Source organism: Sphingomonas sp. Leaf4 (assembly GCF_920939515.1).
Lineage (GTDB): Bacteria > Pseudomonadota > Alphaproteobacteria > Sphingomonadales > Sphingomonadaceae > Sphingomonas.
This window is the reverse complement of record NZ_CAKLBB010000011.1, coordinates 20,069-44,212: the sequence shown is the minus strand read 5'-3', so window position 1 is coordinate 44,212 and position 24,144 is coordinate 20,069. Positions and strand designations below refer to the sequence as shown.

Below are 24,144 nucleotides of genomic sequence, written 5' to 3'. Positions count from 1 at the left end.
CACAGATGTATCGCAGATGCCAAAACCGGCGAATAGCTAAGCTTTAATCCCCATCACATTCGTATGCGTTGACGATACACCTGTGTATTGTTCTGCTGGCGGTGCAATGGTAACGACGGGGTGGGCTATGCGAAACATCGGGAAAAATGGCGTCGCGCTGGGTGCGATCATCGCGGTGGCGGGGTGGAGCGACGTGGCGCAAGCGCAGGCCGCCGATCCCGCGCCCGTAACCGATGTCGCCGATGCGCCCGGCGACATCGTCGTCACCGCGCAGAAGCGGGTCGAACGGCTGATCGACGTGCCGGTATCGGTGACGGCGATCGACGCCACCGACCTGACGCGACAGAATCTGACCCAGCTTCGCGACTATTTCGACCGGGTGCCCGGGCTCAGCTACACCGGCGGCGGCGGCTTCACCACGGTCGCGCTGCGCGGCATCACCACCGGGCGCGGGGCCAATCCGACGGTGTCGACCACCGTCGACGATACCCCGTTCGGATCGTCGTCCTTCGCCGGCTATGGCGACCGGCTGACCCCCGATCTCGATCCGTCGAATCTTGAGCGGGTCGAGGTGCTGCGCGGGCCGCAGGGCACGCTGTACGGCGCGAACAATCTGGGCGGGCTCATCAAATACGTCACCGCCACCCCCGATCCGTCGCGCACCCGCGCCGCGTTCGAATTCGGCGGCCAATCGATCGCGCATGGCGACGATGGCGCCTTCGCGCGCGGATCGGTGAACCTGCCGATCGTCGCGGACCGGGTGGCGGTGCGCGTCAACGGCTTCTACCGGCAGGACCCGGGGTTCATCGACAACACGCTGTCACGGGTCGACGACGCCAACAGCGGGCGGGTATGGGGCGGCCGTGTCGCGCTGTTCGCCCGGCCGGTCGATGCGCTGACCATCACCGTGCAGGCATTGACGCAGGACCTGTCGGGCACCGACGCCCCGACCGTCTTCCTTGCCGGCAACGGATCGTCGCCGTTCGGCCGCTGGGCCGCGCCGCTGTCGGCGCGGCCGGTGCCCTATGCGGTGCGCAACCGGCTGTACCAGGGGCGGGTCGCATGGGATCTGGGCGGGGCCGAGCTGAGCTCGATCACCGGCTATGGCGAAAGCCGCTACAACACGCCGACCGATTCGACCGACCGGTTCGCCGCCGTGCTGACCCGCTTCGGCTATCCCGGTCGCCGCGCGATCCTGAGCAACACGATCAACACCGACAAATGGACGCAGGAAGTGCGCCTCGCCTCGCAGCCCGGCGGCACGATCGACTGGCTGGTCGGCGGCTTCTACACCGATGAGGATACGGTCGCGCTGCAAAGCCTCGACGCGCTCGCCGGCGGCGACAGCGCGAACCTGTACGCCGGCAACATCCCGTCCACCTTCCGCGATCTTGCCGCGTTCGGCACGCTCACCTGGCACTTCACCCCGGCGTTCGACGTCCAGTTCGGCGGGCGCGTGGCGGAGAACCGGCAGGTGTACCGCCAGGCGCTGTCGGGGCCGCTCAACGGCGGCACCACCGCCAATGTCCAGCGCTTCCGCGAAACCGCCGCGACGTGGCTGGTGTCGCCGCGCTGGCGGATCGGCCGCGACCTGACCGCCTATGCCCGGATCGCGTCGGGCTATCGCCCCGGCGGCCCCAACACCAACCTGCCCAGCCTGCCGCCGTCGTTCGACAGCGACCGGACGACCAACTACGAACTGGGGCTGAAGGGGCTGACCCCCGATCGCCGGATCGGGTTCGACGTCAGCCTGTTCTGGATCGACTGGACCAACGTGCAATTGTCGGGGAACGACCCGACCAGCGGCTATCTGTTCTACACCAACGGCAGCCGCGCGCGCAGCCGTGGCGCGGAGGCGAGCGTCGACCTGCGCCCGTGGGACGGCGGCACCGTCGCGGTCACGGGCGCCTATACCGATGCCGCGCTGACCCGCGACCTGCCGGCGGGCCGCACCGCCGCGCTGTTCGGGACCGAAGGCGACCGCTTGCCCTACAGCGCGCGCTGGGCGGGATCGGTCGCCGCCGATCAGGACGTGGCGCTGGGCGACGACGTCACCGGCTTCATCGGCGGCACGGCGGTCTACAACGGCCGGCGCATCGCCGAATTCCAGGCGCGCGCCGGCGTGCCGCGGGTGGTGCTGCCATCCTATGCCACGCTCGACCTGCGCGGCGGCGTGCGCAGCGGCCCGCTGGCCTTCACGGTGTTCGCGCGCAACGTGACCGACCAGCGCGGGCGTCTGGGCGCGGCCTATCGCACCGCCGCGACCCCGGCGAGCGGCACCGCGATCAGCGTCATCACCCCGCGCACCATCGGCCTGTCGGTCGGCTACAGCTACTGATCGTCATGGCGAACCGGTTCGACGTCGCGATCATCGGGCTGGGCGCAGTCGGCAGCGCGACGCTGTTGCAGGCGGCCGAACGCGGGCTCGACTGCGTCGGCATCGACCGGTTCGTGCCGCCGCACATCTGGGGATCGTCGCACGGCGAGACGCGGATCACCCGCCGCGCGATCGGCGAGGGGCTGGCCTATGTCCCGCTCGCCCTGCGCAGCCATGCGATCTGGCTCGATCTGGAGGCGCGCACCGGCCGCACGTTGCTGACCGCATCGGGTTGCCTCGTGCTGGCCGAAGGCGGCGGTCCGGCGGCGGACAGCTTCCTCGGCCGCACGATCGCCGCCGCCGAACGGTTCGACATCGACCATGAACAGCTCGACGCCGACGCCATCCGCCACCGCTTTCCCCATTTCGCGCCGGGCGACGCCGACCATGGCTGTTTCGAACCGGGCGGCGGCTATCTCCATGTCGAACGCTGCATCGCGACCAACCTGATGCTGGCGCGGGCGGCGGGTGGCCTCTGCCGCTTCGGCGAGACGGCGGTGGCGCTGGACCCGGTCACCGGCGGCGTCGCCATCGAACTGGCCGGGGGCGAACGCATCACCGCCGCGCAGGTGGTGGTCGCTGCGGGAAGCTGGGCCGGCGCGCTGCTGGGGGAGCCGTTCGCCTCGCTGCTCACCCCGACGCGGCAGGTGATGCACTGGTTTCCGCTCGATCCGGTGCCGGCGCTGGCGGCGGCATGGGCGAACGGGCCGACCTTCATCTGGTCGCATGCCGACCGGACGCGCGATTTCTATGGCTTTCCCTCGATCGACGGCGGCTGCACGATCAAGACCGCCAACGAACAACCCCCGGTCCGCGTGACCCCCGACACGATGCACCGCACCGCCGGTCCCGACGAAGCGGCGGCGATGTACGCCGGGCATGTCGCCGGGCGGCTGCGCGGGGTGCGCGCCGATGCCGCGCGATCCGCGACCTGCCTGTATACCCAGTCGCCCGACGCGCATTTCGCGATCGGCGGCCATCCGGCGATGGACCGGGTGCTGGTCGCCTCTCCCTGTTCGGGGCATGGCTTCAAACATTCGGCGGCGATCGGCGAGGCGATCGCCCAGCGCCTGGCGGGCGAGGCGGACGCGATCGACCTTGCCGGTTTCGCGCTGTCGCGCTTCGACGCGGTCGCCCTGCCGGCGTGACGATCCCGACCCGCACGGTTGCAACGCCGCCACGACCGCGCTATCGGACAACCTCGTTTTCCAACCCGAACATAAGGAGTGAAGCCATGCGCGCAGCGACCGCACCCATCGCCATTCTCACTCCCCGGGTTCCGGAACATACGACATGGGCACTTCCCCCACGGGCGATCACGATCGCCTGATTTCCAGCGGTGGCGACGACGCCACGGCTTCTTCGACGACCATCCGCGTCATCGCCTCGTCCGATAGCTGGATCGAACAGGCGGCGATCGACCAGCTTCACCACACCGCCACCCTGCCCGGCATCGATGCCATCGTCGGCCTGCCCGACCTGCATGCCGGGCGCGGCATCGCGGTCGGCGCCGCCTTCTGGTCGCGGGCGTACGTCTATCCGCATCTGGTCGGCAGCGACATCGGCTGCGGCATGGGATTGTGGGCGACCTCGCTCACCCTGCGCAAATTCCGTCCCGACACCGTCGAGCGCAAGCTGCACGGGCTGGAGACCCCCCTGCCCGATGCCGCCGAGCGGTTGGCGGCGGCGGGGCTGCCGGTGATCGCGGGCGAGGCGCTGGGCACGATCGGCGGCGGCAATCACTTCGCCGAGCTGCTGCGCGTCGAACAGACGTTCGTCGCCGACGCGCCGCTCGATACCGCTGCGGTCCATCTGATGGTCCACAGCGGATCGCGCGGGCTGGGCCAGGCGATCCTCGACAATCACCGCGCCCGCCACAATGTCGCCGGGCTGATCGCGGGCGAGGCGGCGGGCGATGCCTATCTGGCGGCGCATGACGATGCGATACGCTGGGCGATCCTGAACCGCGCGGCCATCGCCGAACGGTTCCTCGACCGGATCGGCGGCGACGGCGTGCGCCTGCTCGACATCTGCCACAACAGCGTCACGCCGTATCGGGGCGGGTGGCTCCACCGCAAGGGCGCGGCACCCGCCGATCGGGGGATGATCGTCATCCCCGGATCGCGCGGCGACCTGACCTATCTCGTCCGGCCGATCGATGCCCGTGCGGGCGAGGCGCTCCATTCGCTGGCGCATGGTGCCGGCCGCAAATGGAGCCGGAGCGAGGCGCGCGGCAGATTGTCGGGCCGCTTCCGCATCGCCGACCTCGAACGGACCAAACTCGGCAGCCGCGTCATCTGCGAGGATCGCGACCTGATCTATGAGGAGGCCCCGCAGGCGTACAAGGACATCCATCAGGTGGTGCGCGACCTGACCGATGCCGAACTGGTCGAACCGGTCGCCACGCTCCGCCCGCTGCTCACCTACAAGACGAGGCGGCCATGAGCGAGATCATCCTGCACCTCTCCGCCGGTCAGGGGCCGGCGGAGTGCGAATGGGTCGTCGGCCGACTGGTCCGGGTCTGGGCGCGCGAGGCGGCGGCGGCGGGCCTCGTGTGCGAACCGGTCGAGCCGGTCGGCGATGCCGCCGCGTCGGTGCTGTTGCGGGTGGCGGGCGACGGCGCGGAAGCGTTCGTCGCCGCGCGGTGCGGCACGATCCGCTGGATCGGGGCCAGTACGCTTCGCCCGCTCCACCGGCGGCGCAACTGGTTCGTCGCCGCGACCCGCGCGCCCGCCGACGGCGACGTGCCCGCGCTGCGCGACGCCGACATCCGCTACCAGACGCTGCGCGCGTCGGGGCCGGGCGGCCAGCATGTCAACAAGACCGACAGCGCGGTGCGCGCCACCCATAGCCCGACCGGCCTCACCGCCTTTTCGCAGGAGCAGCGATCCCAGTTCGCCAACCGCAGGATCGCCCGGCTGAAACTCGCTTTGCTGTTTGACGCGCTGCGCGACGACCGCGACGCCAGCGACCAGCGTACCCTGTGGACACGCAACCGCGAGCTGGAGCGCGGCAACGCGGTCCGCACCTATCGCGGGGACCGGTTCGTATTCGACCATTCAACGATATAAACATATCTTTATATCGTCATTGACAGTCGTCGGGCGATGGTGTTGAAGGCGGTTGTCGAGGTTCCCCGTTCCAGCGATGGCGACGGGGCTAAGACGGGAAGCCGGTGATGTCTTGTCAGGGCAAAATCCGGCGCTGCCCCCGCAACTGTAAGCGGTGAGCGGCGGTTCCTTTTCGTGTCACTGGGCTTTTGACGAAGCCCGGGAAGGCCGGAACCGCCGTGTCGACCCGTGAGCCAGGAGACCTGCCTCCGACGCCATATGTTCCTCGGACGGGGGTTCCTCCGGTGGATCGCGCTTCGACGCCACGGCCCTGCGGCAATCGCCGTCCGGGTCGCGTCACGCCCTGCGCGTTCTGCCGTCGGCGCCCCCGTCCGGCAAAAGCAGGTGAGTCATGGCCGACGGCGGGTGTAGTTTCACGATCAGCAGCATGCCTTTCGACGAGGACTATCGGCCCGTCGACAACACGCGCATCACCACCAATTTCGCCAATCTGGCGCGCGGCGAACGGTGCCGCGAAAACCTGCGCAATACGCTGGCGATGATCGACAATCGCTTCAACACGCTGATGCACTGGGACAATCCGGCCGGCGACCGCTACGGCCTCGACCTCGACATCGTGTCGGCTGCGCTGACGATCGACGACGACGGGCGCGACCGGGCGTTTCCGCTGATCGAGGTGCTGCAGACGACGATCGTCGACAAGGTCGGCGGCGAGCGCGTGCCCGGCATGGTCGGCAACAATTTCTCCTCCTATGTCCGCGATTATGATTTCAGCGTGGTGCTGCCCGACCATCTGAAGCAGCATGGCGCCGGCGCGCCGGTGCGCTTCGGCGAACTGCACGGCAAGCTGTTCAAGCTGTTCCTGCACTCGGCGGCCTATCGCGAGCGGTTCGCCAAGCCGCCGGTCATCTGCCTCAGCGTATCGAGCCGCGAGGTGTATCACCGCAGCGCCAACGTCCATCCGATCCTGGGGGTCGAATATCGCAACGACCGGTCGTCGCCGACCGATGCCTATTTCGCGAAGATGGGGCTGAAGGCGCGCTATTTCATGCCGCCACACGCGGTCGCGCCGCTCGCCTTCTATCACAGCGGCGATCTGGTCGGCGATTACACCAACCTCGAACTCGCCAGCACGGTCGCGACGATGGAGACGTTCCAGAAAATCTATCGCCCCGAAATCTACAACGCCAATTCGGTCGCGGCGGAATGCTATCGCCCCAGCCTGACGTGGCAGGATTATTCGCTGACCCGCATCGTCTACGACCGCGAGGAACGCGCCCGACTGGCGGTCGAACAGGGCCGCTTCGCCGAGGAACAGCTCATCGCCCCGCACGGCGCGCTGCTCGAACGGCTGTTCTCGGACGCATAGGCCGGGTTCGGCGTCTCCCCTCCCTGACAAGGGAGGGGGCGGGGGTGGGTCGGCCGGTTGGGCGCGCTCCCGTTTCCTCGCAGGCCGACCCACCCCCAGCCCCTCCCTTGTCAGGGAGGGGAGCAGCGGTTCCGGCGTTCCGGGTCGAAGGTCGACCGGACGCAAGAGCGGCACCACGAATACAGGACACCCGATCATGACGATGTTGTTGCCGACCACCACTGCGGGCAGTCTGCCCAAACCGCTCTGGCTGGCCGAACCGGAAACCTTGTGGTCGCCGTGGAAGCTCGAAGGCGACGAACTGGTCGCGGGCAAGCGCGACGCGCTGCGCCTCGCGGTCGAGGATCAGCGGCAGGCGGGCATCGCCATCGTCGGCGACGGCGAACAGACGCGCCAGCATTTCGTGACGACCTTCGTCGAGCATCTGGACGGCGTCGATTTCGAGAAGCGCGAGGTGATGCGCATCCGCAACCGCTACGACGCCAGCGTGCCGAGCGTGGTCGGCGCGGTGTCGCGGCCGAAACCGGTGTTCGTCGACGACGCGCGCTTCCTGCGCGCGCAGACCACGCAGCCGATCAAATGGACGCTGCCGGGTCCGATGACGATGATCGACACGCTGTACGACGGCCATTACCGCAGCCGCGAGAAGCTGGCATGGGAATTCGCCTGCATCCTGAACGACGAGGCGCGCGAGCTGGAGGCGGTGGGCGTCGACATCATCCAGTTCGACGAACCGGCGTTCAACGTGTTCTTCGACGAGGCGAACGACTGGGGCATCGCCACGCTCGAACGCGCGGCGCAGGGGCTGAAGGCGCGGACCGCCGTTCACATCTGCTATGGCTATGGCATCAAGGCCAATACCGAATGGAAGAAGACGCTGGGGTCGCAGTGGCGGCAATATGAGGAAACCTTCCCCAACCTGCAGCGCTCGTCGATCGACATCATCTCGCTCGAATGTCACAATTCGCGCGTGCCGATGGAGCTGATCGAGCTGGTGCGCGGCAAGACGGTGATGGTCGGCGCGATCGACGTGGCGAGCGACGCGATCGAGACGCCCGAGGAAGTCGCCGACACGCTGCGCCGGGCGCTGGCGTTCGTCGATGCCGACAAATTATATCCCGCGACGAATTGCGGCATGGCCCCGCTGTCGCAGGGCGTGGCGCGCGGCAAGCTGAACGCGCTGTGCGCGGGCGCGGCGATCGTCCGCGCCGAACTGGGGGACCACGGTTGACGACACTCCTGCGCCGGCTGCGCCCCGACGGCTATATCGTCGCGATCATGGGCATGGTCGCGCTCGCCGCGCTGTTCCCCGCGCGCGGGCCGGCGAAGGACCTGCTCGATCTGGTGGTGCATGGCGCCATCGCGCTGCTGTTCTTCCTGTATGGCGCGCGGCTGTCGCGGCAGGCGATCTGGGTAGGCATGCTGCACTGGCGGTTGCAGGCGCTGGTGTTCGCCACGACCTTCGCCGTCTTTCCGCTGATCGGCCTGGGCATGATGGCCGCGCTCAAGGGCCATGTCGACGACGGGCTCGTCACCGGGCTGGTGTTCGTCGCGCTGCTGCCCTCGACGGTGCAGTCGTCGATCGCCTTCACCTCGATCGCGCGCGGCAATGTCGCGGCGGCGCTGTGCTGCGCGTCGTTGTCCAACCTGGTCGGGGTGGTGCTGACCCCGGTGCTGGCGACGCTGCTGCTCGGCACGGCGGCGGGCGGAATGTCGCTCGACGCGATCGGCGACATCGCGTTGCAGATTTTGCTGCCGTTCGTGGTCGGCCAGTGCGCGCGGCCGCTGATCGGCGACTGGCTGGCGGGGAAGAAGACGCTGACGATGCTGGTCGATCGCGGATCGATCCTGCTGGTCGTCTATGCGGCGTTCAGCGCGGGCATGGTCGCCGGCATCTGGAGCCGGGTGACGCCGCGGGACCTGGGGCTGGTCCTCCTGCTCGACGGTGCGCTGCTGGCGATGGTGCTGGGCTTCACCACCATAGCGAGCCGGCTGCTGCGCTTTTCGAGGGAGGACGAGATCGCGATCGTGTTCTGCGGTTCCAAGAAGAGCATGGCGAGCGGACTGCCGATCGCCAACATCCTGTTCCCGGCGGCCACGGTCGGGCTGATCGTCCTGCCGCTGATGCTGTTCCACCAGATGCAGTTGATGGTCTGTGCCGCGCTCGCCCGGCGCTATGCGCTGCGCACCGCTCCGGCCGCCATGCCGGCGGAGGTGGCGGCATGACCCCCGCCCCCGCCCCTTGCGCGATCGATGCGTTACGCGCGCCCGGCGACGACACCGACCTGCGCCGGCTGTTCGGCCACTTCCCGACCGGCGTCACCGCGCTGTGCGCGATGGACGGCGACCGGCCGGTCGGCATGACGGCCAGCGCGTTCGTCGCCATCTCGATCGCGCCGCCGTTGGTATCGGTGTGCATCCGCCACGGATCGGCGACATGGGCACAGCTTCGCACGCTGGGGCGGATCGGCATCTCGTTCCTCGGCCACGCCCAGGCCGCCACCGCGCGCCAGCTCGCCCGCCCCGGCGACGACCGGTTCGCGGGCATCGCCTATGACGTCACCCCCGACGGCGCGCTGTTCCTTGGGGATGCCACCGCATGGCTCGACTGTTCGGTCGAGCGCGAGATCGTCGCTGGCGATCACGACATCATCCTGCTGCGCCTCCACCGCGCCGCCACCGCCGGGGGGATCGCGCCATTGGTGTTCCACGCCAGCGGCTTCCACACGCTGACGCCAATCGACTGACACTGCCCGCCCACGGGCTTGCACGATTGAAGCATTCGGTCCAGTGTCGCGGGCGAACAAGCTTCAAAGCGGTCATCGGGTGGGATTATGAATGCAATCGTGACCCAGATCGGCGATCTGGCCGATGCCGGCGAACGGATGATCGAGCGGTTGCGGCGGAAAGCGTTCCTGCCCGAAAGCCGCAAGGGACTGAACGTCCGCTTCGGCATCGCCGAGGCGGCCGGGCTGCTCGGCTGTTCGACCAATCGCATCCGCATGGCCGAGGACGACGGCCGGCTGCCCGCCCCCCCGGCAGGCGAGAACGGGCGGCGGATCGGCTATACCGTGCAGGAGCTGCTGCACATGCGCCAGGTGCTGGGCGCCTCCCCCGCCCGCTCGGCCGGCGACGTGCCGGCGATCATCGCGGTGCAGAATTTCAAGGGCGGCGTCGGCAAGTCGACCGTCACCTGCCACCTCGCCCATTATTTCGCGGTGCAGGGCTACCGCGTGCTGGTGGTCGATTGCGACAGCCAGGCGACGACGACGACGCTGTTCGGCTTCAACCCGCATTTCAACATCACCCGCGAGGAAACGCTCTACCCCTATCTGTCGATCGATCCGACGCAGGACGATCTGGCCTATGCGGTCAAGACGACGCCGTGGCCCAACGTCGACCTGATCCCGTCGAACCTCGAACTGTTCGACGTGGAATATGAACTGGCGGCGGCAGGGTCCGACGGGCAGTCGGTGCTGGCGGCGCGGTTCCGCAAGCTCAAACGCGGGCTGATCGCGCTGGCGCACGACTATGACGTCGTGCTGCTCGATCCGCCGCCCGCGCTCGGCACGATCAGCCTTGCGGTGATGCAGGCGGCCAATGCGCTGCTGGTGCCGCTGGCGGCGACGACGCCCGATTTCTGTTCGACCGTCCAGTTCCTGTCGATGATGGACCAGGTGCTGCAACAGTTGAGCGGCGCGGGGATCGAGGTCGATTACAGCTTCGTGCGGCTGATCTGTTCCAAATTCGACGGCAACGATCCCAGCCATGCGATGGTGCGCGCGATCATGGAACAGAGCTTCGGCCCCGCGCTCCTCCCCGTCCCCATCCTCGAATCCGCCGAGATCAGCCATGCGGCGATGCGGATGATGACGATCTACGAACTCGAAAAGCCGATCGGCACGCCCAAGACGCACAAGCGCTGCCGTGCCAATCTCGACGAGGCGATGGGGCAGATCGCGCAACTGGTGCGGCAGGGATGGGGCCGGGTAACGCCGGCGAGCGAGGAGGCGGTGGTTGCGGCGGCCTGATCGCGCAAGGCGCGGCGCGGCATCCGCCGCGCAGGCCGCCCGGCCGGCGGGCACCCCGCCCGTCCGACGCATCCGCGCCGGCGGATGCGGCCGCCACCAACTCCCCCCTTTCCTACACGCGAAAGTTCCGCATATGTTCCGCCGAAAGGGGGTATCCGATGGCACGTAAACAGTCCGACTATCTGGCGGCATTGCTCGATGACGAGGCCGCAGCCCCCTCCCCCGCCCCGCCGGAGCGCGTGCGCGGTACGACGCTGCTCGGGCGTGAATCGGCGCTGGCGCGGGTCGCGTCGGGCGAGGTGCGGCAGGTGACGCAGTTGCTGCTCGATCCGGCGCGGGTGCGAATCTGGCCGGGCAATGCGCGCTCCTACGCGCATCTGACCGAGGCGGGGTGTCGCGAGCTGATCGATTCGATCATCGCTGAGGGTGGGCAGAAGGTCCCCGCCGTCGTCCGCCGGATCGAGGGCGATGCGGCCCACGACTATGAGGTCATCGCGGGCACGCGGCGACACTGGTCGATCTCGTGGCTGCGCGCGAACAATTATCCCGAGATGCGCTTCGTGGCACAGGTCGCGACGCTCGACGACGAGGCGGCGTTCCGCCTCGCCGATCTGGAGAACCGCGCGCGGGCCGACGTGTCGGACCTCGAGCGCGCGCGCAACTATGCGGCGGCACTCAAGACGCATTACGGCAACCACGCCACGCGGATGGCCGAACGGCTGAAGCTGTCGAAGGGCTGGCTGTCGAAGATGCTCAAGGTCGCGGCGCTGCCCGACGCGATCGTCGCTGCTTTCGCCTCCCCCGCCGAGGTGCAGTTGAAGCCGGGCTATGCGCTGGCGCAGGCGCTCGACGATCCCGCCGCCTCGGCCGCGATCACGGCCGAGGCGAAGCATCTGGTGGAGGAACAGGCGGCGCTGCGCGAGGACGGCTTGCCGCCGCTGCCCGCGTCCGAGGTGCTGCGCTGCCTGCTCGCCGCACCACATCGCCACATCGCCGCGCCGGTGCCGATCGTCTGCACAACGCCGCACGGCCGGACCGCGCTCAGCGTGCAGTCGGTCGGTCGGCAGGGGGTGACGGTGCGGCTGCACGCCGGATCGGGCGTCGGACCGGACGAACTCGCGGGCATGCTGCGCCATGCGCTCGGCGAGCTGGAGCGTCAGGGGCGGGGGTTGCAGCGGTGATGCGGCAAGAAGTTTCCCCGGGGAAACTTCGCGCCCCGCCGGGGTGTGCGGCGAGGAAGTTTCCCCGGGGAAACTTTTCCGCACATCGCTCCCGCGCCGATGTTTCCCCGGGGAAACTTTCCGGGATGGCCGGCCGATGACCGGCACCACCGCCCCGAAGGGAAGCACGAAGGGCGCCGGGCAGTTCGACCTGTTCCTCCCCTATCTCGCCGACATGCCGCTGCGCGACCAGCGCGAGATGATGGAACGCCCATTCTTCAGCCTCGCCAAGACCAAGCGCATCAAGCCGATCGATTACAAGAGTCCCGACGGGAAGCTGTGGGTGCATGTGTCGGCCAACGCCGAGTTCGGCATGGCGACGATCTGGGACGCCGATATTCTGATCTATTGCGCCAGCGTGCTGGCCGACATGGCAAGGCGCGGGGTCAATGACGTGCCGCGCACGCTGCACCTGATGCCCTATGACCTGCTGCGCGCGATCGGCCGGCCGACGACCGGGCGGTCGTACGAACTGCTCGGCCAGTCGCTCGACCGGTTGGTAGCGACGACGATCAAGACCAACATCCGCGCCGACACCGGTGCGTCCGCCACCACGCGCGGCCGGCGCGAGGCGACCTTCTCATGGCTCGATGGCTGGACCCAGTTGGTCGACGAAACCACCGAACGGTCGCGCGGCATGACGATCGAGCTGTCGAACTGGTTCTGGGAAGGGGTGATGATGGCGGGCGGGGTGCAGTATAATCCTTAGTCGCGCGACATTTCCCGTGCTCACCGCCAGCGATAGGCCGGCACTGCGGTCACCTCCGGCACGGGCGCGGTCCGCAGTGCGCCGCGGGCGGGATCGTTTCCGTCGGTCTGGAGGATCATCCCGTAATAGACGCCGGTCGCGAAGCCGGTGAAGAGCGGCGCCCCGATCTGTCGGTTGTCCCCATAGATCTGGACATCGCCCAGCAACTGCGCGGACCCGGACAGCACGAAGCCGTTGCCCGTGATCGTGTCGAACACGCCGCCGATCCGGGCGGCGCCCGTCACCGTCGCCGTACCGCCCAGCGTCGTCAGCGCGGCCAGTTGTGCCCGGTCGCCGACCGTACCGGACATCAGCATGGCATGATCCTCGATCCGCGCATTGCCGGTCACCGTGCCGCCATAGACGCGCGCATAGGGGCCGACATAGACCGACGGATCGACCCGTGCCGCCGGTCCGACCCAGCCATTGCCGTTGGGATGCCGTACGCCGCCGGCGATCCGGTCCGGCACGTCGCGCTGGTAGCCCCAAGGCATGGCACCATCGACCTGCACCATCCACGGATACCGGTAGACGGAATAATAGACCTGGTCGTCGTCCAGATGCTGGAGCGCGACCGGGGTCGCCATGACCATCAGATAGGCGGCGCGATCGTCGGCCCGGATCGCCACCGACTGGCTTTCGTCACCCCCCTGAAGGACGGGAGCGTAGCGAGGTGCGCCCTGTGCGTCGACGATCACCACCGACCAGCGCCAGCCCGATGCCGGGGACGGCACCTGCAGCGGCTCGTTGGCGCCGCCGGGCAATGCCGGTGTCGCGGATGCCGCCTGGGTCACGCCGCGGAACGCCACGGTGATCGTGGAGGCTCCGGAATCCGGCACCAGCCGCACCAGATTATAGCCCCAGCGCTGCGGCGCCCATGCCGCCGGCACCGCAAAGCGCCGGGCGGCGCGATCGATCGGCTCCAGCGTGGTCAGCCGTCGCGCACGGAAGGCGACCGGCGTGTCAGGGTCATAGCCACCGTAGGCGCTCCGGAACACGGCGCCGCGATCGTATCCGGCGCGGTCGACATAATCCCATGTCACGTTGCGGATCGCCCAGTCGCCAAATTCGTCGTTCAACTGCGTGGCGGACCAGCCGCGCGTGGCGGCCAGGGTGGCATATTGGTCGCCCGCCATGCCCGTCGCGGTCCATACGGCGTTGACCGCGTCATAGCCGTATTTCTGCGCGACGCGATCCCAGAACTGCCAGCCGCAGTAGCGCGTCCGTGCGTTGCCATGCGCCAGGTAGGCGGCGTTGACCGCATCTTCCGAACAATCGACGTCGCCGCGGAAATCGGGCAATTGCGCGACCATATAATTGGCGTGCGTTTCCCAGAACGACTGCGGCAGGTGCGTCCAGCCCGGGGTCGCGCTCTGGAAGACATGGACCAGCTCGTGGGCGACGGTTCGCGGTGTCGCGAACCCCAGCGCGTTGGCATCGATATAGCCGGTCCCGTTCCGGCTGCCGGCCACGTTGATGCCGTTGTCCCCGGCGATGTTGATGTTGATTTTCGTCTTGTCCGGCGATTCGCACTGCGGCGGCTTGAAGCCGATCGTCGTGGCGTAGACGCGATAGACGTTTTCCAGCGCCTGGCCGACCTTGACCACATCCGCCTGGGCGACGACGTCACCGGTCCAGTGGAACGCGAAATGGTCGGTCTGGTATCGGGTTTCCGCCGGCACGCCACCCGCCACCCGCCATTCCCCGGTGATGCAGCCAAACGCATCCCGCGTGACGACCGGCGGCGGTGACGGCGGCGGCGTGACCGAACCGCCGCCGGCGCTGCCGCCGCCGCATGCCGCGAGCATGGTCAGGATCGTCATCGGGAGCAACCCTGCAAAGGGCCTGACCGCATCGCGTATCGTTCCGTTGGTCATCATTCGCTCCCCCTCAATCCGTCGATCGTCCGCCCGCATGGACGGCATCATGCGTCCCGGAACAGCGCCGTGCAGCGATCCGCCAGCAGCGGTGCCGCCCCATGCAGGGCGTCTCTCACCCGGCGGAGATTGCGGTTCGACCGGCGTGCGAGTGCGGGATCGGATGCCTCGAACAATGCCGCGAGATCGACCTCGCCGCCGTCGGCGGCCGGCGCATGGGCGTACCACAGCGCCTTCATCTTTGCCTCTTTCCGGCATTCGTCCTCGCGGCTCCATTCCGGGTCGTCGACGATCGCCTGCAATTGCCGCCAGGCGTTGAAGGTGGCGACCAGTGTCGAGCGGCCCCGCGCCGCGGGCCACGCCGCCACTTCCCACAGCCCGACCACAAAGGCGGTAGCGCGGGGATCCGCATCCTGCTTCGCGGCGAGGATGGATCGCCGGACCGACGACCACTCGCCCCGGTCGCCCGGACTGCCGTCCAGATCGCGACAGTGCAGACCCACCAGCCGATCCGCCAATGCGTCGTCGATCCCGCGCAGCCGGGGATCGTCGAGCATGTATAGAATCAGCCGGGTCGGCACCACCGACAGGTCCGCGCCGGGCGTGACCGTCGACACCCATGACCGCACGAACGCCGGGGCGTCTCTGGCCTCCGACAGATCGCGCGCGAGCGGATCGAGCAAGGCCGCCAGCGGCAGCGGATAGCCGAAGGCGGCGGTATAGGCGGCAGGATCGATGCCCGCGATCGACACGCCCAGGGCGCTGCCGCCGTCGCCGGTCCACGCACTGTCGCCGAACGTCATGGTCCCGCCCGCAACGTGCCGGTCGATGCGGGCGAGCAGGGCCGCCTTGACGTTCGGGTCGCCGCCGAACGCTCCGGTGTCCGTCACAGATGCTCGTCCAGCAGCGCCGCCAGTTGCGTGCGCGACTTGTTGCCGATCACGCGCGCGATCTCGGCACCGTCACGAAAAAGGACCAGCGTCGGCAGGCTGGCGATGTTGAACTGCTTCCCGAGGTCGGGATGCGCCTCAATATCCACCTTGATGATCGCACAATCCCCGGCGTAATCGGCGGCGAGATCCTCGAGCGCAGGCGCCATCGCGCGGCATGGTCCGCACCAGGGCGCCCAGAAATCGACGAGTCCCAATCCTTGCGCGGACAGGACGAGGCGATCGAAATCGTCGGCGCTCGCCGACTGTGTCGTGGTGGTCATGCCATTCCTTCCTGTTATCCGTTGCGGCCGCCGACCATCATCGCATCGATGCGGATCGTCGGCTGACCGACCCCGACGTCGAGCGATTGCCCCTGCTTGCCGCAGCTCGCCTCGCCGTCGTCGAGCGCGAGATCGTGGCCGATCATGGAAATGCCGTTGAGTGCGTCGGTCCCGACACCGATCAGCGTCGCGCCGTCGACCGGCGCGGTGAGCCGGCCATCCTCGATCAGCCACGCTTCGGTGGTGGTGAAGTTGAAGCGGCCGCTGGTGATGTCGACCTGCCCGCCGCCGAACTCCACCGCGTAGATGCCGTGTTTCACCGAGGCGAGGATGTCTGCGGGATCCTCGCGTCCGGGGGCCAGGAACGTGTTGGTCATCCGCGGCATCGGCAGGTGGGCATAGGATTGGCGCCGCCCGTTGCCGGTGGAGCGCGTGTTCATCAACCCGGCATTCAGCCGGTCCTGCATCAATCCCGTCAGGACGCCATCCTCGATCAGCACGGTACGCGCGTGCGGCGTGCCCTCGTCGTCGATGCCCAGCGACCCGACCCGCCCGGGAAGCCCGCCATCGTCGATCACGGTCACCCCGGGCGGAGCGATCCGTTGGCCGATCCGGTCGGTGAATACCGACAGGCGCTTGCGATGATGATCGCCTTCCAGACCGTGCCCGACCGCTTCGTGGAACAGCACGCCGGGATAGCCGGGCGCGAGGACCACCGGCATCTCCCCGGCCGGGGCCGCGCGGGCATCGAGGTTGGTCGTCGCGATCCGCACCGCACGCGCCACGCTGCGCGCGATCGCGGCGTCGTCCAGCCCGGCGACGTCGTGCCGTCCGCCCAGCCCGGCCCGCCCGCTGGCGCGACGGCCGTTCGCCTCCGCGACGACGGCGATGGTGATCCGCACCACGGGGCGGACGTCCGCGGCGATGCGTCCGTCCAGATCGGCGACCAGCATGACGTGATCCGTCGCCATCACGCTGGCATCGACCCGCACGATGCGGGGATCGGCCGCCCGGGCGAGCGCGTCGACCCGGTCGAGCAGCGCGATCCAGCGCGCGGCATCGACATCGCCGACGGGATCGATCATCGGATAGCGATCATGCCCGGCCGCGGCGTGCCCGAACGGGACGGCCGTCGCCGGCCGCTCGATCCCGTCGAACTGCAACGACCGAACGGTCTGCGCGAGAGCGGCGAGCGCGGGCGGACGCAGATCGGCGGAATGGGCGAAGGCGACATGCCCGCCCCGCGCGGCGCGGGCGCCGACCCCCTGTTCGATCCCGAACCCGCCCGCGACCGCGCGCCCGTCCTGCAGGCGCCAGTGCCGTACCGTCGCGGTTTCCAGATACAGATCGGCAAGATCCGCTCCGCGCGACGCCAGCACGCCGAGCGCGCGCGACAGATGCGCGGGATCGAGATCGGCGGGTTCGAGAATCCGCGCCGTCGCGATGTCCATCGCCGAAGGCAGGACGGTCATGAGGAACCTCCGATATGCATGGTCTCGACGAGGATCGATCCGCACCGGATCGCGCCGTTGCGATAGACGTCGTCGCCCACGGCGACGATCCCGGCCATCATGTCGCGCATGGTGCCGCCCAGCGTGACGTCCGCGACGGGGTGTATCACGGTGCCGTTCTCGACCCACAGGCCCTCGACCGCGCGGGTCCAGGTGCCGGACACCGGATCGGTCGCGCCCCCCAGCAACTGCGTGACGATCAGCCCCGTGTGCAGCAGCCCGCGCATCGCCGCGGCGTCGCCGCCGGGCGCGCTGCTGGTAAGGCGCAGGTTCCATGGCCCGTCGGCATTGCCGGTCGACCGCATCCCCAGCCGCCGGGCAGAGGCGGTGGCCAGCAGATAGCCTTGCACGACCCCGCCAGCGATGATCGACCGCGCCCGGCCCGCCACGCCCTCGCCGTCGAAGCCGCCGCTGGCCATGCCCCAAGGCTCGAACGGGTCTTCGGTCAGGTCGAGATGCACCGGCGCGACCGGCCGGTCGAGCGTATCGAGCAGGAAGCTCGCGCGGCGATGCTGCGGCCCGCCCGACAGCGCGCCGACGATATCCTCCACCAGCGTCGCGGCGATCCGCGCATCGAACAGCACCGGCGCGGCGCGGCCGGGAATGCGCCGTCCGCCCAGCCGGGCGACGGCCCGCGCGACCGCGCCGGCCGCGACCGTGGCCGCATCGTCGAGCGCATCGAAACGGCGGTCGCTCGTCTGTCCGACCTCCTGGACGGCACCGTCCGGCCCCTGCGCCAGCACCATCGCCCAGCGCCGGTGGATCGACGTCGCGGCGCTCCGGCAGAAGCCGGCGGAGGTCGCCAGCGCCGTCACCGTGTCGCTCGATGCCGCCCCTGCTTCGGTCACCCGCAGATCGACGCCCACCGGGGCGGAGCAGGATCGCGCCAGCGCCTCGCCCTCCACCGCAATGTCGCGCAACGCCGGGGCATCGAGGCCGGACGGTGCCAGCATCGGCGGCATCAAGCCGTCCAGCGCCAGCGTATCCGGATCGGCAAGGCCCGCCATCGGGTCCGATCCGACATGGCCGGCGATCGCGAACGCCTCGTCGGCGGCGCGCCGGATCGAACCCGCGTCGAGCGCGGAGGACGAGGCCGATCCGCTCCGCCCGCCGCGGAACACGGTCAGCCACAGCGTCTGGTGACTGTCGCGCAAGGCGGTGTCGGCGATCCCGTCGCGCACGACGATGCGGAGGCCGCCGCCCGCCCGCGCGCCAGCGGAGACGCCGTCCGCCCCCAGCGCGACGGCATGGTCGACCGCGACCGACACCGCGTCGCGCATCGCCGCCTCGGTCTGGCCGGCATAGGGCCTGGTCATGCCTCGTCCCCCGCAAGGACAGCCGGCACCGCATGGCCGTCGGTGATCGCCAGCCGGTGCGTATGGAAATGCCGCAGCCGTTCGTCGTGGATGACGCCGATGATCGTCGCGTCGGGCAGGTCGTCGCGCAGAAGCCGGTAGAAATGCCGGGCGTTGTCCGCATCGAGCGCACTGGTCGTCTCGTCGAGCACGATCAGCGTCGGGCGGTGGAGCAGGATGCGCGCCAGTGCGATGCGCTGCTGCTCGCCGGGCGAAAGCGCTTCCTGCCAGATCCCGACCGTGTCGAGCTGCGCGGCATGGACGCCCAGCCGGACGCGATCGAGCAACGCCGCGATCGCGGCATCCGTGTGTCGCTCCGGCGGGTCGGGGAAGCAGATCGCGGCCTTCAGACTGCCCAGCGGCAGATACAGCCGCTGCGGCACGATCATGACCAGTTGATCGCGGGCGAGCGCGATCCGCCCCTGCCCGTCGGGCCACAGCCCGGCGATGGCGCGGAGCAGCGTGCTCTTGCCCGAACCGGATGCGCCCTGCACCATCCAGCGCTCGCCCGGCCGGACCGTCCAGTCCGCGACGGTCAGCATCGCGCCGCCTTCCAGTCGCTGGATGGACAATCCGGTGGTCGCCAGCACCGCAGCCGGAAGCGCGACGACATCGACCGCGATCCCCGACGGGCGCGTCGCGTCGAGCGCATCGTCGAGCGCCTTCAGCCGGTTGATGTTGGCGATCTGCGTCGCGATCGCGTTATAGGCATGGACGAAGTAGGACAGGCTCCCGGCCAGCGTCTGAAAGGCATCGCGGGCGCCCATCAACTGTCCGAAGCCGATCCCGCCGGCCAGGTAGCGCGGCGCCATCAGGAACAGCGGCAGCACGCTGCCGATCCGTTCGTAGATGCCCTGCCCGAGATTGATCCCGAGGACGCTGTAGATGACGGTGCGATAGTTGCGGCGCACCTCGCCGAAGCTGCGGCGAAGGCCGTCGCGCTCGGTCGACACCGCCCCGGCCGATCCGATCTGTGCGGCATTGCGGCGCACATGGATCAGGTTGGCCCGGAAATCGGCCTCGAAATGCTGCTGTCGCATCGTCGCCCGGATATACGGGCTGCCGATCTTCGCGATGACGACGCTGCCGACGAATGCGTAGAGCAGCGCATACCAGATCGTGCTGCCCGGTATCGACAGCGTCGCGCCGAACAGCGACAGCCGCAGCGGCTCCGCGGTTTCGAGCAGGATCGCCATGAAGCTTATCGACGTCGCGATACTGCCGATGACGCCGACGCACAGCGGCACGATGCCGTCGACGCCCCCCATGCCCGTGATCGCCGCGATATCGACCGCGATCCGCTGGTCGGGGTTGTCGATCACCCGCAACCGTTCGATCTCTGCGAACCGGTTGCGCCCCATCCAGCGATCGACATAGCGCTCGGTCAGGAACGCGCGCCACCGGATCGCCAGCACCATCCGCACCGCGCTGGTGAACATCTGGACACCGACCTGCAACGTCATCACCCCGATGAAGGCGAGGACCAGCCCGGCGAATTCGGCGACGCGCCGTTGCTCGACGCTGTCGAAGAAATCCTGTTGCCAGCGATTGGTGGCGATAAAGACATAGACGGTGCCGAACTGAAGACCGATCAACGCGGCCAGCGCGCCCCAGGCGAATTTCCAGTCAGCCGAACCCCAATATTGGCCGATCAGGACGAAGGCGTGCCGCCACCGCTCCCGGGCGGGCTGGGGCGGGGCGGCCCCCGCCTCGCGCCGGACCTCCCCGCCCGTCGGCACCGGCAACGTCATGTCCGCTCCGCGCCCGTCCACCTAGCGGAACCGGTAGCCGACCGTCAGCCGCCAATTGCGCGGTTCGGCCACCGGCAGATAGGTCGAGCTGTAGGTGATGTTGTAGTTGCGGCGGTCGAAGAGGTTGCGCAGCCCCAGATTGACGTCGATCGCGCCCGATTTCAGAAAGACGTTGAGATCCACCTGTCGCGCGGGGGGCACGTAATAACTGCCCGTCATATCGACCGACGCGCTCGACCGCCCGAACAGCCCCGCCCCGACGCCCCCGCTCAACGCGGTGTCGAAGCTGTGCCGGTAGGACGTGTAGAGACTGTAATTATCCTTCGGCTGGGCGACCACGACGTTGCCGAAATCGGACGGAGTCAGATATTTATAGTCCGTGCGGGTATAGGACCCCTGCATCGTCCAGCCGCGCAGGATCTCGCCGCTCAGGTTGAGGTCGATACCGGTGCTTTGCAGTCCGGGCACGGCGATCGGGAACAGGAAATCGGTCGGATCGGTGATGATGAGGTTGCTCTGCCGCAACCGGAAGTACGAGGCGTTGATGAGCATCCGGTCACCGAACAGCGTGATCTTGACGCCGGCCTCGGCATTGCGCGACTTGATGTCGGGCAATTTACGACGGTCCCGCCCGATCGACGATGTGGGCGCATATCCGTAGGCGAGCGATCCGAACAACGCGATGTCGTCGGTCACGTCGAACACCAGGCCGAAATTCGGGGTGGTGGCGACGCTGTGATTGCTCGCCGTCTCCCTCCAGACCAGGAATTGCGAGGCGGTGTCGACGACGTTGTGGCGCACCCCGGCGAGGAGCGAGAGCTTCCACGCCTTCATCAGATACTGCGCATAATATCCGTTCTGCGTGCTCGAACTGATCGAATCGGTGCGATTGATCGGCGCGAAGTCGCGGGGCGGCTGCGTGGCGGTCAGGAAATTGTAGGTAAGTACGGTGCTTGTCGACGAGCTGAAGGCCGTCGTGTCGTTGTCGACATAGGTATATCCGGCGACGAGCAGATGGTCGAGCGGACCGGTGGCGACCTTGAACCGGGCGTAGACATCGACGGCGTCCGAGTTCAGGCCCTGCGCCGAGCGCGAATTGCTGATCGCCATCCGGCCATCGCCCGACGGAAAGACGCCGAAGGGCGAATATTGCTGGACGTTGACATAGGTCTTCTGGTGCTGCCCCCTCGCCACGACGGTCAGCCAGTCGGTGACCTTCTGGGTCATGTCCGCCGCGAACTGCGTCGTATTGATTTCGATACCCTGATCCTTACGCCGGAACAGCGGCTGTGTCGTCGTGACATCGAAGGGGCGATTGGTCCTCGGGTTCAGCGGTACGAACGGGGTCGGACCGAATTTCTGTTCGCCGACGCTCGCGCTGACGATCAGGTCGGTCGTCGCGTTCTTGAACCGCAGGCCGGGCGCGAAGAGAAAGTCCTTGTTGCCTCGATAGCCACCATAATTCCGGTCCGCGGTAGATGCCGCGCCGATCACGCGCGCGCTGACGGTCCCGTCCGCGTCGATCGCGCGGTTGGCATCGATCGTGAGCCGCCCCTGGCCGTAGGATCCGGTTTCCGCCGCCATCGCGAGCCGCGTTTCGGCACTGGGCTTCTTGGTGACGATATTGATCGTTCCGCCCAGGCTTTCGATACCGGCCAGCAACGCATCCGGGCCTTTCAGCACCTCGATCCGCTCGATGTTCGCGATCGGCTGCGTCGTGCCCGCTATCCCGCTGCCATCGCTGCCCGCGGCCGGAAGCCCGTTGACCAGTCCACCGGCCCCGAAACCGCGCACCGAGTAACCGACCCCGCCCTGCACGGTCGCGGTGTTGACGGTCACGCCCGCGTTGCGCAGCGCGTCCGTCATCGTCTGCGCCTGCTGCTCCTCGAGCAGACGGCTCGAAATCACCTGGGTGTTGCGCGGTTGGTCGCGCAAGGCCTGTCCGGTGCGGCTCGACGTCGTCGTGGCGCGAACCAGCAACCCCGTTTCGGCTTCGTCCCGCCGCGCGGTCACCACGATGTCGCCGGCGCCGGTGACGACGATCCGCCCCGTCTCATCCGCCCGGACGCTGACCGCCAGCCTGCCCGTCGCCTGCCGCACGGCGTCGAGGGCGGTAGTGGCATCGATCACGGGCATCGACATGCTGTCGCCGATCGCGGTGCCGTCATAGACCACTGTGGCGCCGGTCGCGGTTTCGATCCGCTGGAGTGCCTCGGCAAGCGGCAGGGCTGGAACGGTGATGCGCGTCGCCTGCGCCTGCGCCGGGGCGTAGGGCAGCGACGCCATAACCGGCGCCGTCGCGACCAGCGCAGCCAGATGCGGGACGCCCCGCGCGAACAGTGTCTTCATGATACTAATCCCCCTGAAGCGGCCATGCGGCCGATTTCCCGTGGCCGGACATCATCACGCGCGACAGCAGCGGCCGCTTGCCGGCCGTTCCGTACCGAACGCTGCGCGTATCTCCGGCGTCTCGCTGCCCGCCATTGTCATGGCTGGGCGATCTTCCTGCGCGTAGCGGGGGGAGTCGTCTACCGCCGGAGTTCCGGCCGGTGCGATGGGTTGCCGCTACCCGGATGTAGTGGCGCAGCCCGTCGGCGATGACAAATCACAAGTCGTGATGGTAGCTATCAACGCCGTTGATAGCGCGGCAACGGGGCATTGAGCCAGTCGATCCGGTCGACGATCCGGTCGAGCAGCCAGTGGATGAGCGGGTCGTTGGACCGGTGCTCGGGCCATGCGGCGACCATCCGCATCAATCCGCCCGGTACGGGCAGGTCCACCAGCCGGACCGGCAGGATCGACGCGAAATACTGGGTCAGCCAGTTGCTCGCGGTCACGATCAGGTCGGTGCCGATCACCAGATGCGGCAGCATCGCGCAATGGCCGGTCCGCACGACGATTCTGCGGTCGCTGAAGGGCGGCGCATCCGATTGCGCGAAGGACGCGATCCGTTCGGCATCCTCGACCAGCGCGGCGTGGCGTCCGTCGCGGTACTCGCGAAGCGACAGGCTGTCGCCGAACGTCGGATGGCGATCGCAGATCATGCCGACCAGCCCATGGTCGAACAGCGGCAGGATGTTCGTCGTCGGACCCGCCATCATTTCCGGGATGATCGCGATGTCGACGCCCTCGTCGAACATGCGATCGACCGACCCGTAATGGAAGGGCGCCAGCCTCACGTCGAGCCCCGGACCAGCGCGCAGGATGTCGGGGACGACGGAGCGGAGGAACATCAGCTCGATCGCCTCGTCCGCCGCGATCGAGATCGAACGGCGGGCGGCCAGCGGGTCGAAGTCGAGGCTGAGGCCGAAAGCCTGCGTCACGTCGCGCATCACCCGTGCGATGTGCGGACGCAATGCCTCGCCGAGCGCGGTCAACTGGCGGTCCGCACCCCGGTACAGGACCAGTTCGTCGCGGAAATGGTCACGCAGGCGACGCAGCGACATGCTCATCGCAGGCTGGCTGAGCGAGACGGACCGCCCGGCCTCGGTCAGCGTTCGCGAACGAAGGATCGCGTCGAGCGCATACAGGAGATTCAGGTTCAATCGTCGGATCGGTCGCGTGTCGACGCCATCATCATAGTGATCGACCTTCATCGGACCGTCTTATAGCTGATTTCCG

At 68.3% G+C, this 24,144-nt stretch carries 18 protein-coding genes, 1 pseudogene and 1 riboswitch; of the genes and pseudogenes, 11 read left to right on the top strand and 8 right to left on the bottom strand.

Translation table 11 applies throughout. The features are described from left to right. The first annotated feature begins 127 nt into the window (after positions 1-127). From LRA89_RS16230 to LRA89_RS16180, 11 genes and pseudogenes are all read left to right on the top strand, one after another. Positions 128-2,338 (top strand): TonB-dependent receptor, encoded by a 2,211-nt coding sequence (locus LRA89_RS16230; RefSeq protein WP_230771895.1) that lies wholly within the window; start codon positions 128-130, stop codon positions 2,336-2,338. Between the two features lie 5 nt (positions 2,339-2,343). Next, on the top strand, positions 2,344-3,525 hold the full coding sequence (solA, locus tag LRA89_RS16225) for an N-methyl-L-tryptophan oxidase (protein ID WP_230771894.1): 1,182 nt from the start codon (positions 2,344-2,346) through the stop codon (positions 3,523-3,525). 145 nt (positions 3,526-3,670) lie between these two features. After that, positions 3,671-4,822 (top strand): RNA ligase RtcB family protein, encoded by a 1,152-nt coding sequence (locus LRA89_RS16220; RefSeq protein ID WP_230771892.1) that lies wholly within the window; start codon positions 3,671-3,673, stop codon positions 4,820-4,822. After that, positions 4,819-5,448 (top strand): peptide chain release factor H, encoded by a 630-nt coding sequence (gene prfH / locus LRA89_RS16215; protein WP_230771889.1) that lies wholly within the window; start codon positions 4,819-4,821, stop codon positions 5,446-5,448. The genes LRA89_RS16220 and prfH overlap by 4 nt, the downstream gene beginning before the upstream one ends. Positions 5,449-5,489: 41 nt before the next feature. Continuing rightward, positions 5,490-5,712, top strand: a riboswitch (cobalamin riboswitch). 127 nt (positions 5,713-5,839) lie between these two features. Then, positions 5,840-6,817, top strand: a complete 978-nt coding sequence (locus tag LRA89_RS16210) for a putative oxygenase MesX (protein WP_230771887.1) — start codon at positions 5,840-5,842, stop codon at positions 6,815-6,817. Between the two features lie 196 nt (positions 6,818-7,013). Next, positions 7,014-8,048 (top strand): methionine synthase, encoded by a 1,035-nt coding sequence (locus LRA89_RS16205; RefSeq protein WP_230771884.1) that lies wholly within the window; start codon positions 7,014-7,016, stop codon positions 8,046-8,048. Further along, positions 8,045-9,043, top strand: coding sequence for a bile acid:sodium symporter family protein (locus tag LRA89_RS16200; protein ID WP_230771882.1), 999 nt, complete (start codon positions 8,045-8,047; stop codon positions 9,041-9,043). Before LRA89_RS16205 ends, LRA89_RS16200 begins: the two co-directional genes overlap by 4 nt. Then, complete coding sequence (locus tag LRA89_RS16195; protein WP_055763205.1) at positions 9,040-9,564, top strand: flavin reductase family protein; 525 nt, start codon at positions 9,040-9,042, stop codon at positions 9,562-9,564. The genes LRA89_RS16200 and LRA89_RS16195 overlap by 4 nt, the downstream gene beginning before the upstream one ends. A gap of 87 nt (positions 9,565-9,651) precedes the next feature. Continuing rightward, on the top strand, positions 9,652-10,848 hold the full coding sequence (locus LRA89_RS16190; RefSeq protein WP_230771880.1) for an AAA family ATPase: 1,197 nt from the start codon (positions 9,652-9,654) through the stop codon (positions 10,846-10,848). Between the two features lie 158 nt (positions 10,849-11,006). Further along, positions 11,007-12,029 (top strand): ParB/RepB/Spo0J family partition protein, encoded by a 1,023-nt coding sequence (locus tag LRA89_RS16185; protein ID WP_230771878.1) that lies wholly within the window; start codon positions 11,007-11,009, stop codon positions 12,027-12,029. Between the two features lie 136 nt (positions 12,030-12,165). Next, positions 12,166-12,762, top strand: a pseudogene (locus LRA89_RS16180) (replication initiator protein A); the annotation flags it as partial. A gap of 35 nt (positions 12,763-12,797) precedes the next feature. On the opposite strand, the gene LRA89_RS16175 reads toward LRA89_RS16180, so the two are convergent. The 8 genes from LRA89_RS16175 to LRA89_RS16140 all read right to left on the bottom strand — a co-directional run bounded on the left by LRA89_RS16175 (position 12,798) and on the right by LRA89_RS16140 (position 24,119). Continuing rightward, positions 12,798-14,639, bottom strand: coding sequence for a DUF6055 domain-containing protein (locus LRA89_RS16175; protein ID WP_230771876.1), 1,842 nt, complete (start codon positions 14,637-14,639; stop codon positions 12,798-12,800). A 101-nt stretch (positions 14,640-14,740) separates the two neighbouring features. Beyond that, positions 14,741-15,583 (bottom strand): hypothetical protein, encoded by an 843-nt coding sequence (locus tag LRA89_RS16170; protein ID WP_230771873.1) that lies wholly within the window; start codon positions 15,581-15,583, stop codon positions 14,741-14,743. Then, a complete protein-coding gene (trxA, locus tag LRA89_RS16165) occupies positions 15,580-15,906 on the bottom strand; it encodes a thioredoxin (RefSeq protein ID WP_230771871.1) in 327 nt (108 codons plus the stop codon). Before trxA ends, LRA89_RS16170 begins: the two co-directional genes overlap by 4 nt. 14 nt (positions 15,907-15,920) lie before the next feature. Then, on the bottom strand, positions 15,921-17,378 hold the full coding sequence (locus LRA89_RS16160; RefSeq protein WP_230771869.1) for a metallopeptidase TldD-related protein: 1,458 nt from the start codon (positions 17,376-17,378) through the stop codon (positions 15,921-15,923). Further along, the gene (locus LRA89_RS16155) at positions 17,375-18,733 is read right to left on the bottom strand and encodes a TldD/PmbA family protein (protein ID WP_230771867.1); all 1,359 of its coding nucleotides are present in this window, start codon (positions 18,731-18,733) and stop codon (positions 17,375-17,377) included. The genes LRA89_RS16160 and LRA89_RS16155 overlap by 4 nt, the downstream gene beginning before the upstream one ends. Next, positions 18,730-20,523: an ABC transporter ATP-binding protein/permease gene (locus LRA89_RS16150; RefSeq protein ID WP_230771865.1), complete on the bottom strand. Its 1,794-nt coding sequence runs from the start codon at positions 20,521-20,523 to the stop codon at positions 18,730-18,732. Before LRA89_RS16150 ends, LRA89_RS16155 begins: the two co-directional genes overlap by 4 nt. 21 nt (positions 20,524-20,544) lie before the next feature. Then, positions 20,545-22,872 (bottom strand): TonB-dependent siderophore receptor, encoded by a 2,328-nt coding sequence (locus tag LRA89_RS16145; protein WP_230771863.1) that lies wholly within the window; start codon positions 22,870-22,872, stop codon positions 20,545-20,547. 278 nt (positions 22,873-23,150) lie between these two features. Continuing rightward, positions 23,151-24,119 carry a LysR family transcriptional regulator gene (locus tag LRA89_RS16140; RefSeq protein ID WP_230771861.1) on the bottom strand — a complete coding sequence of 323 codons (969 nt, stop codon included), beginning with the start codon at positions 24,117-24,119 and terminating at the stop codon, positions 23,151-23,153. Between the last annotated feature and the right edge of the window lie 25 nt (positions 24,120-24,144).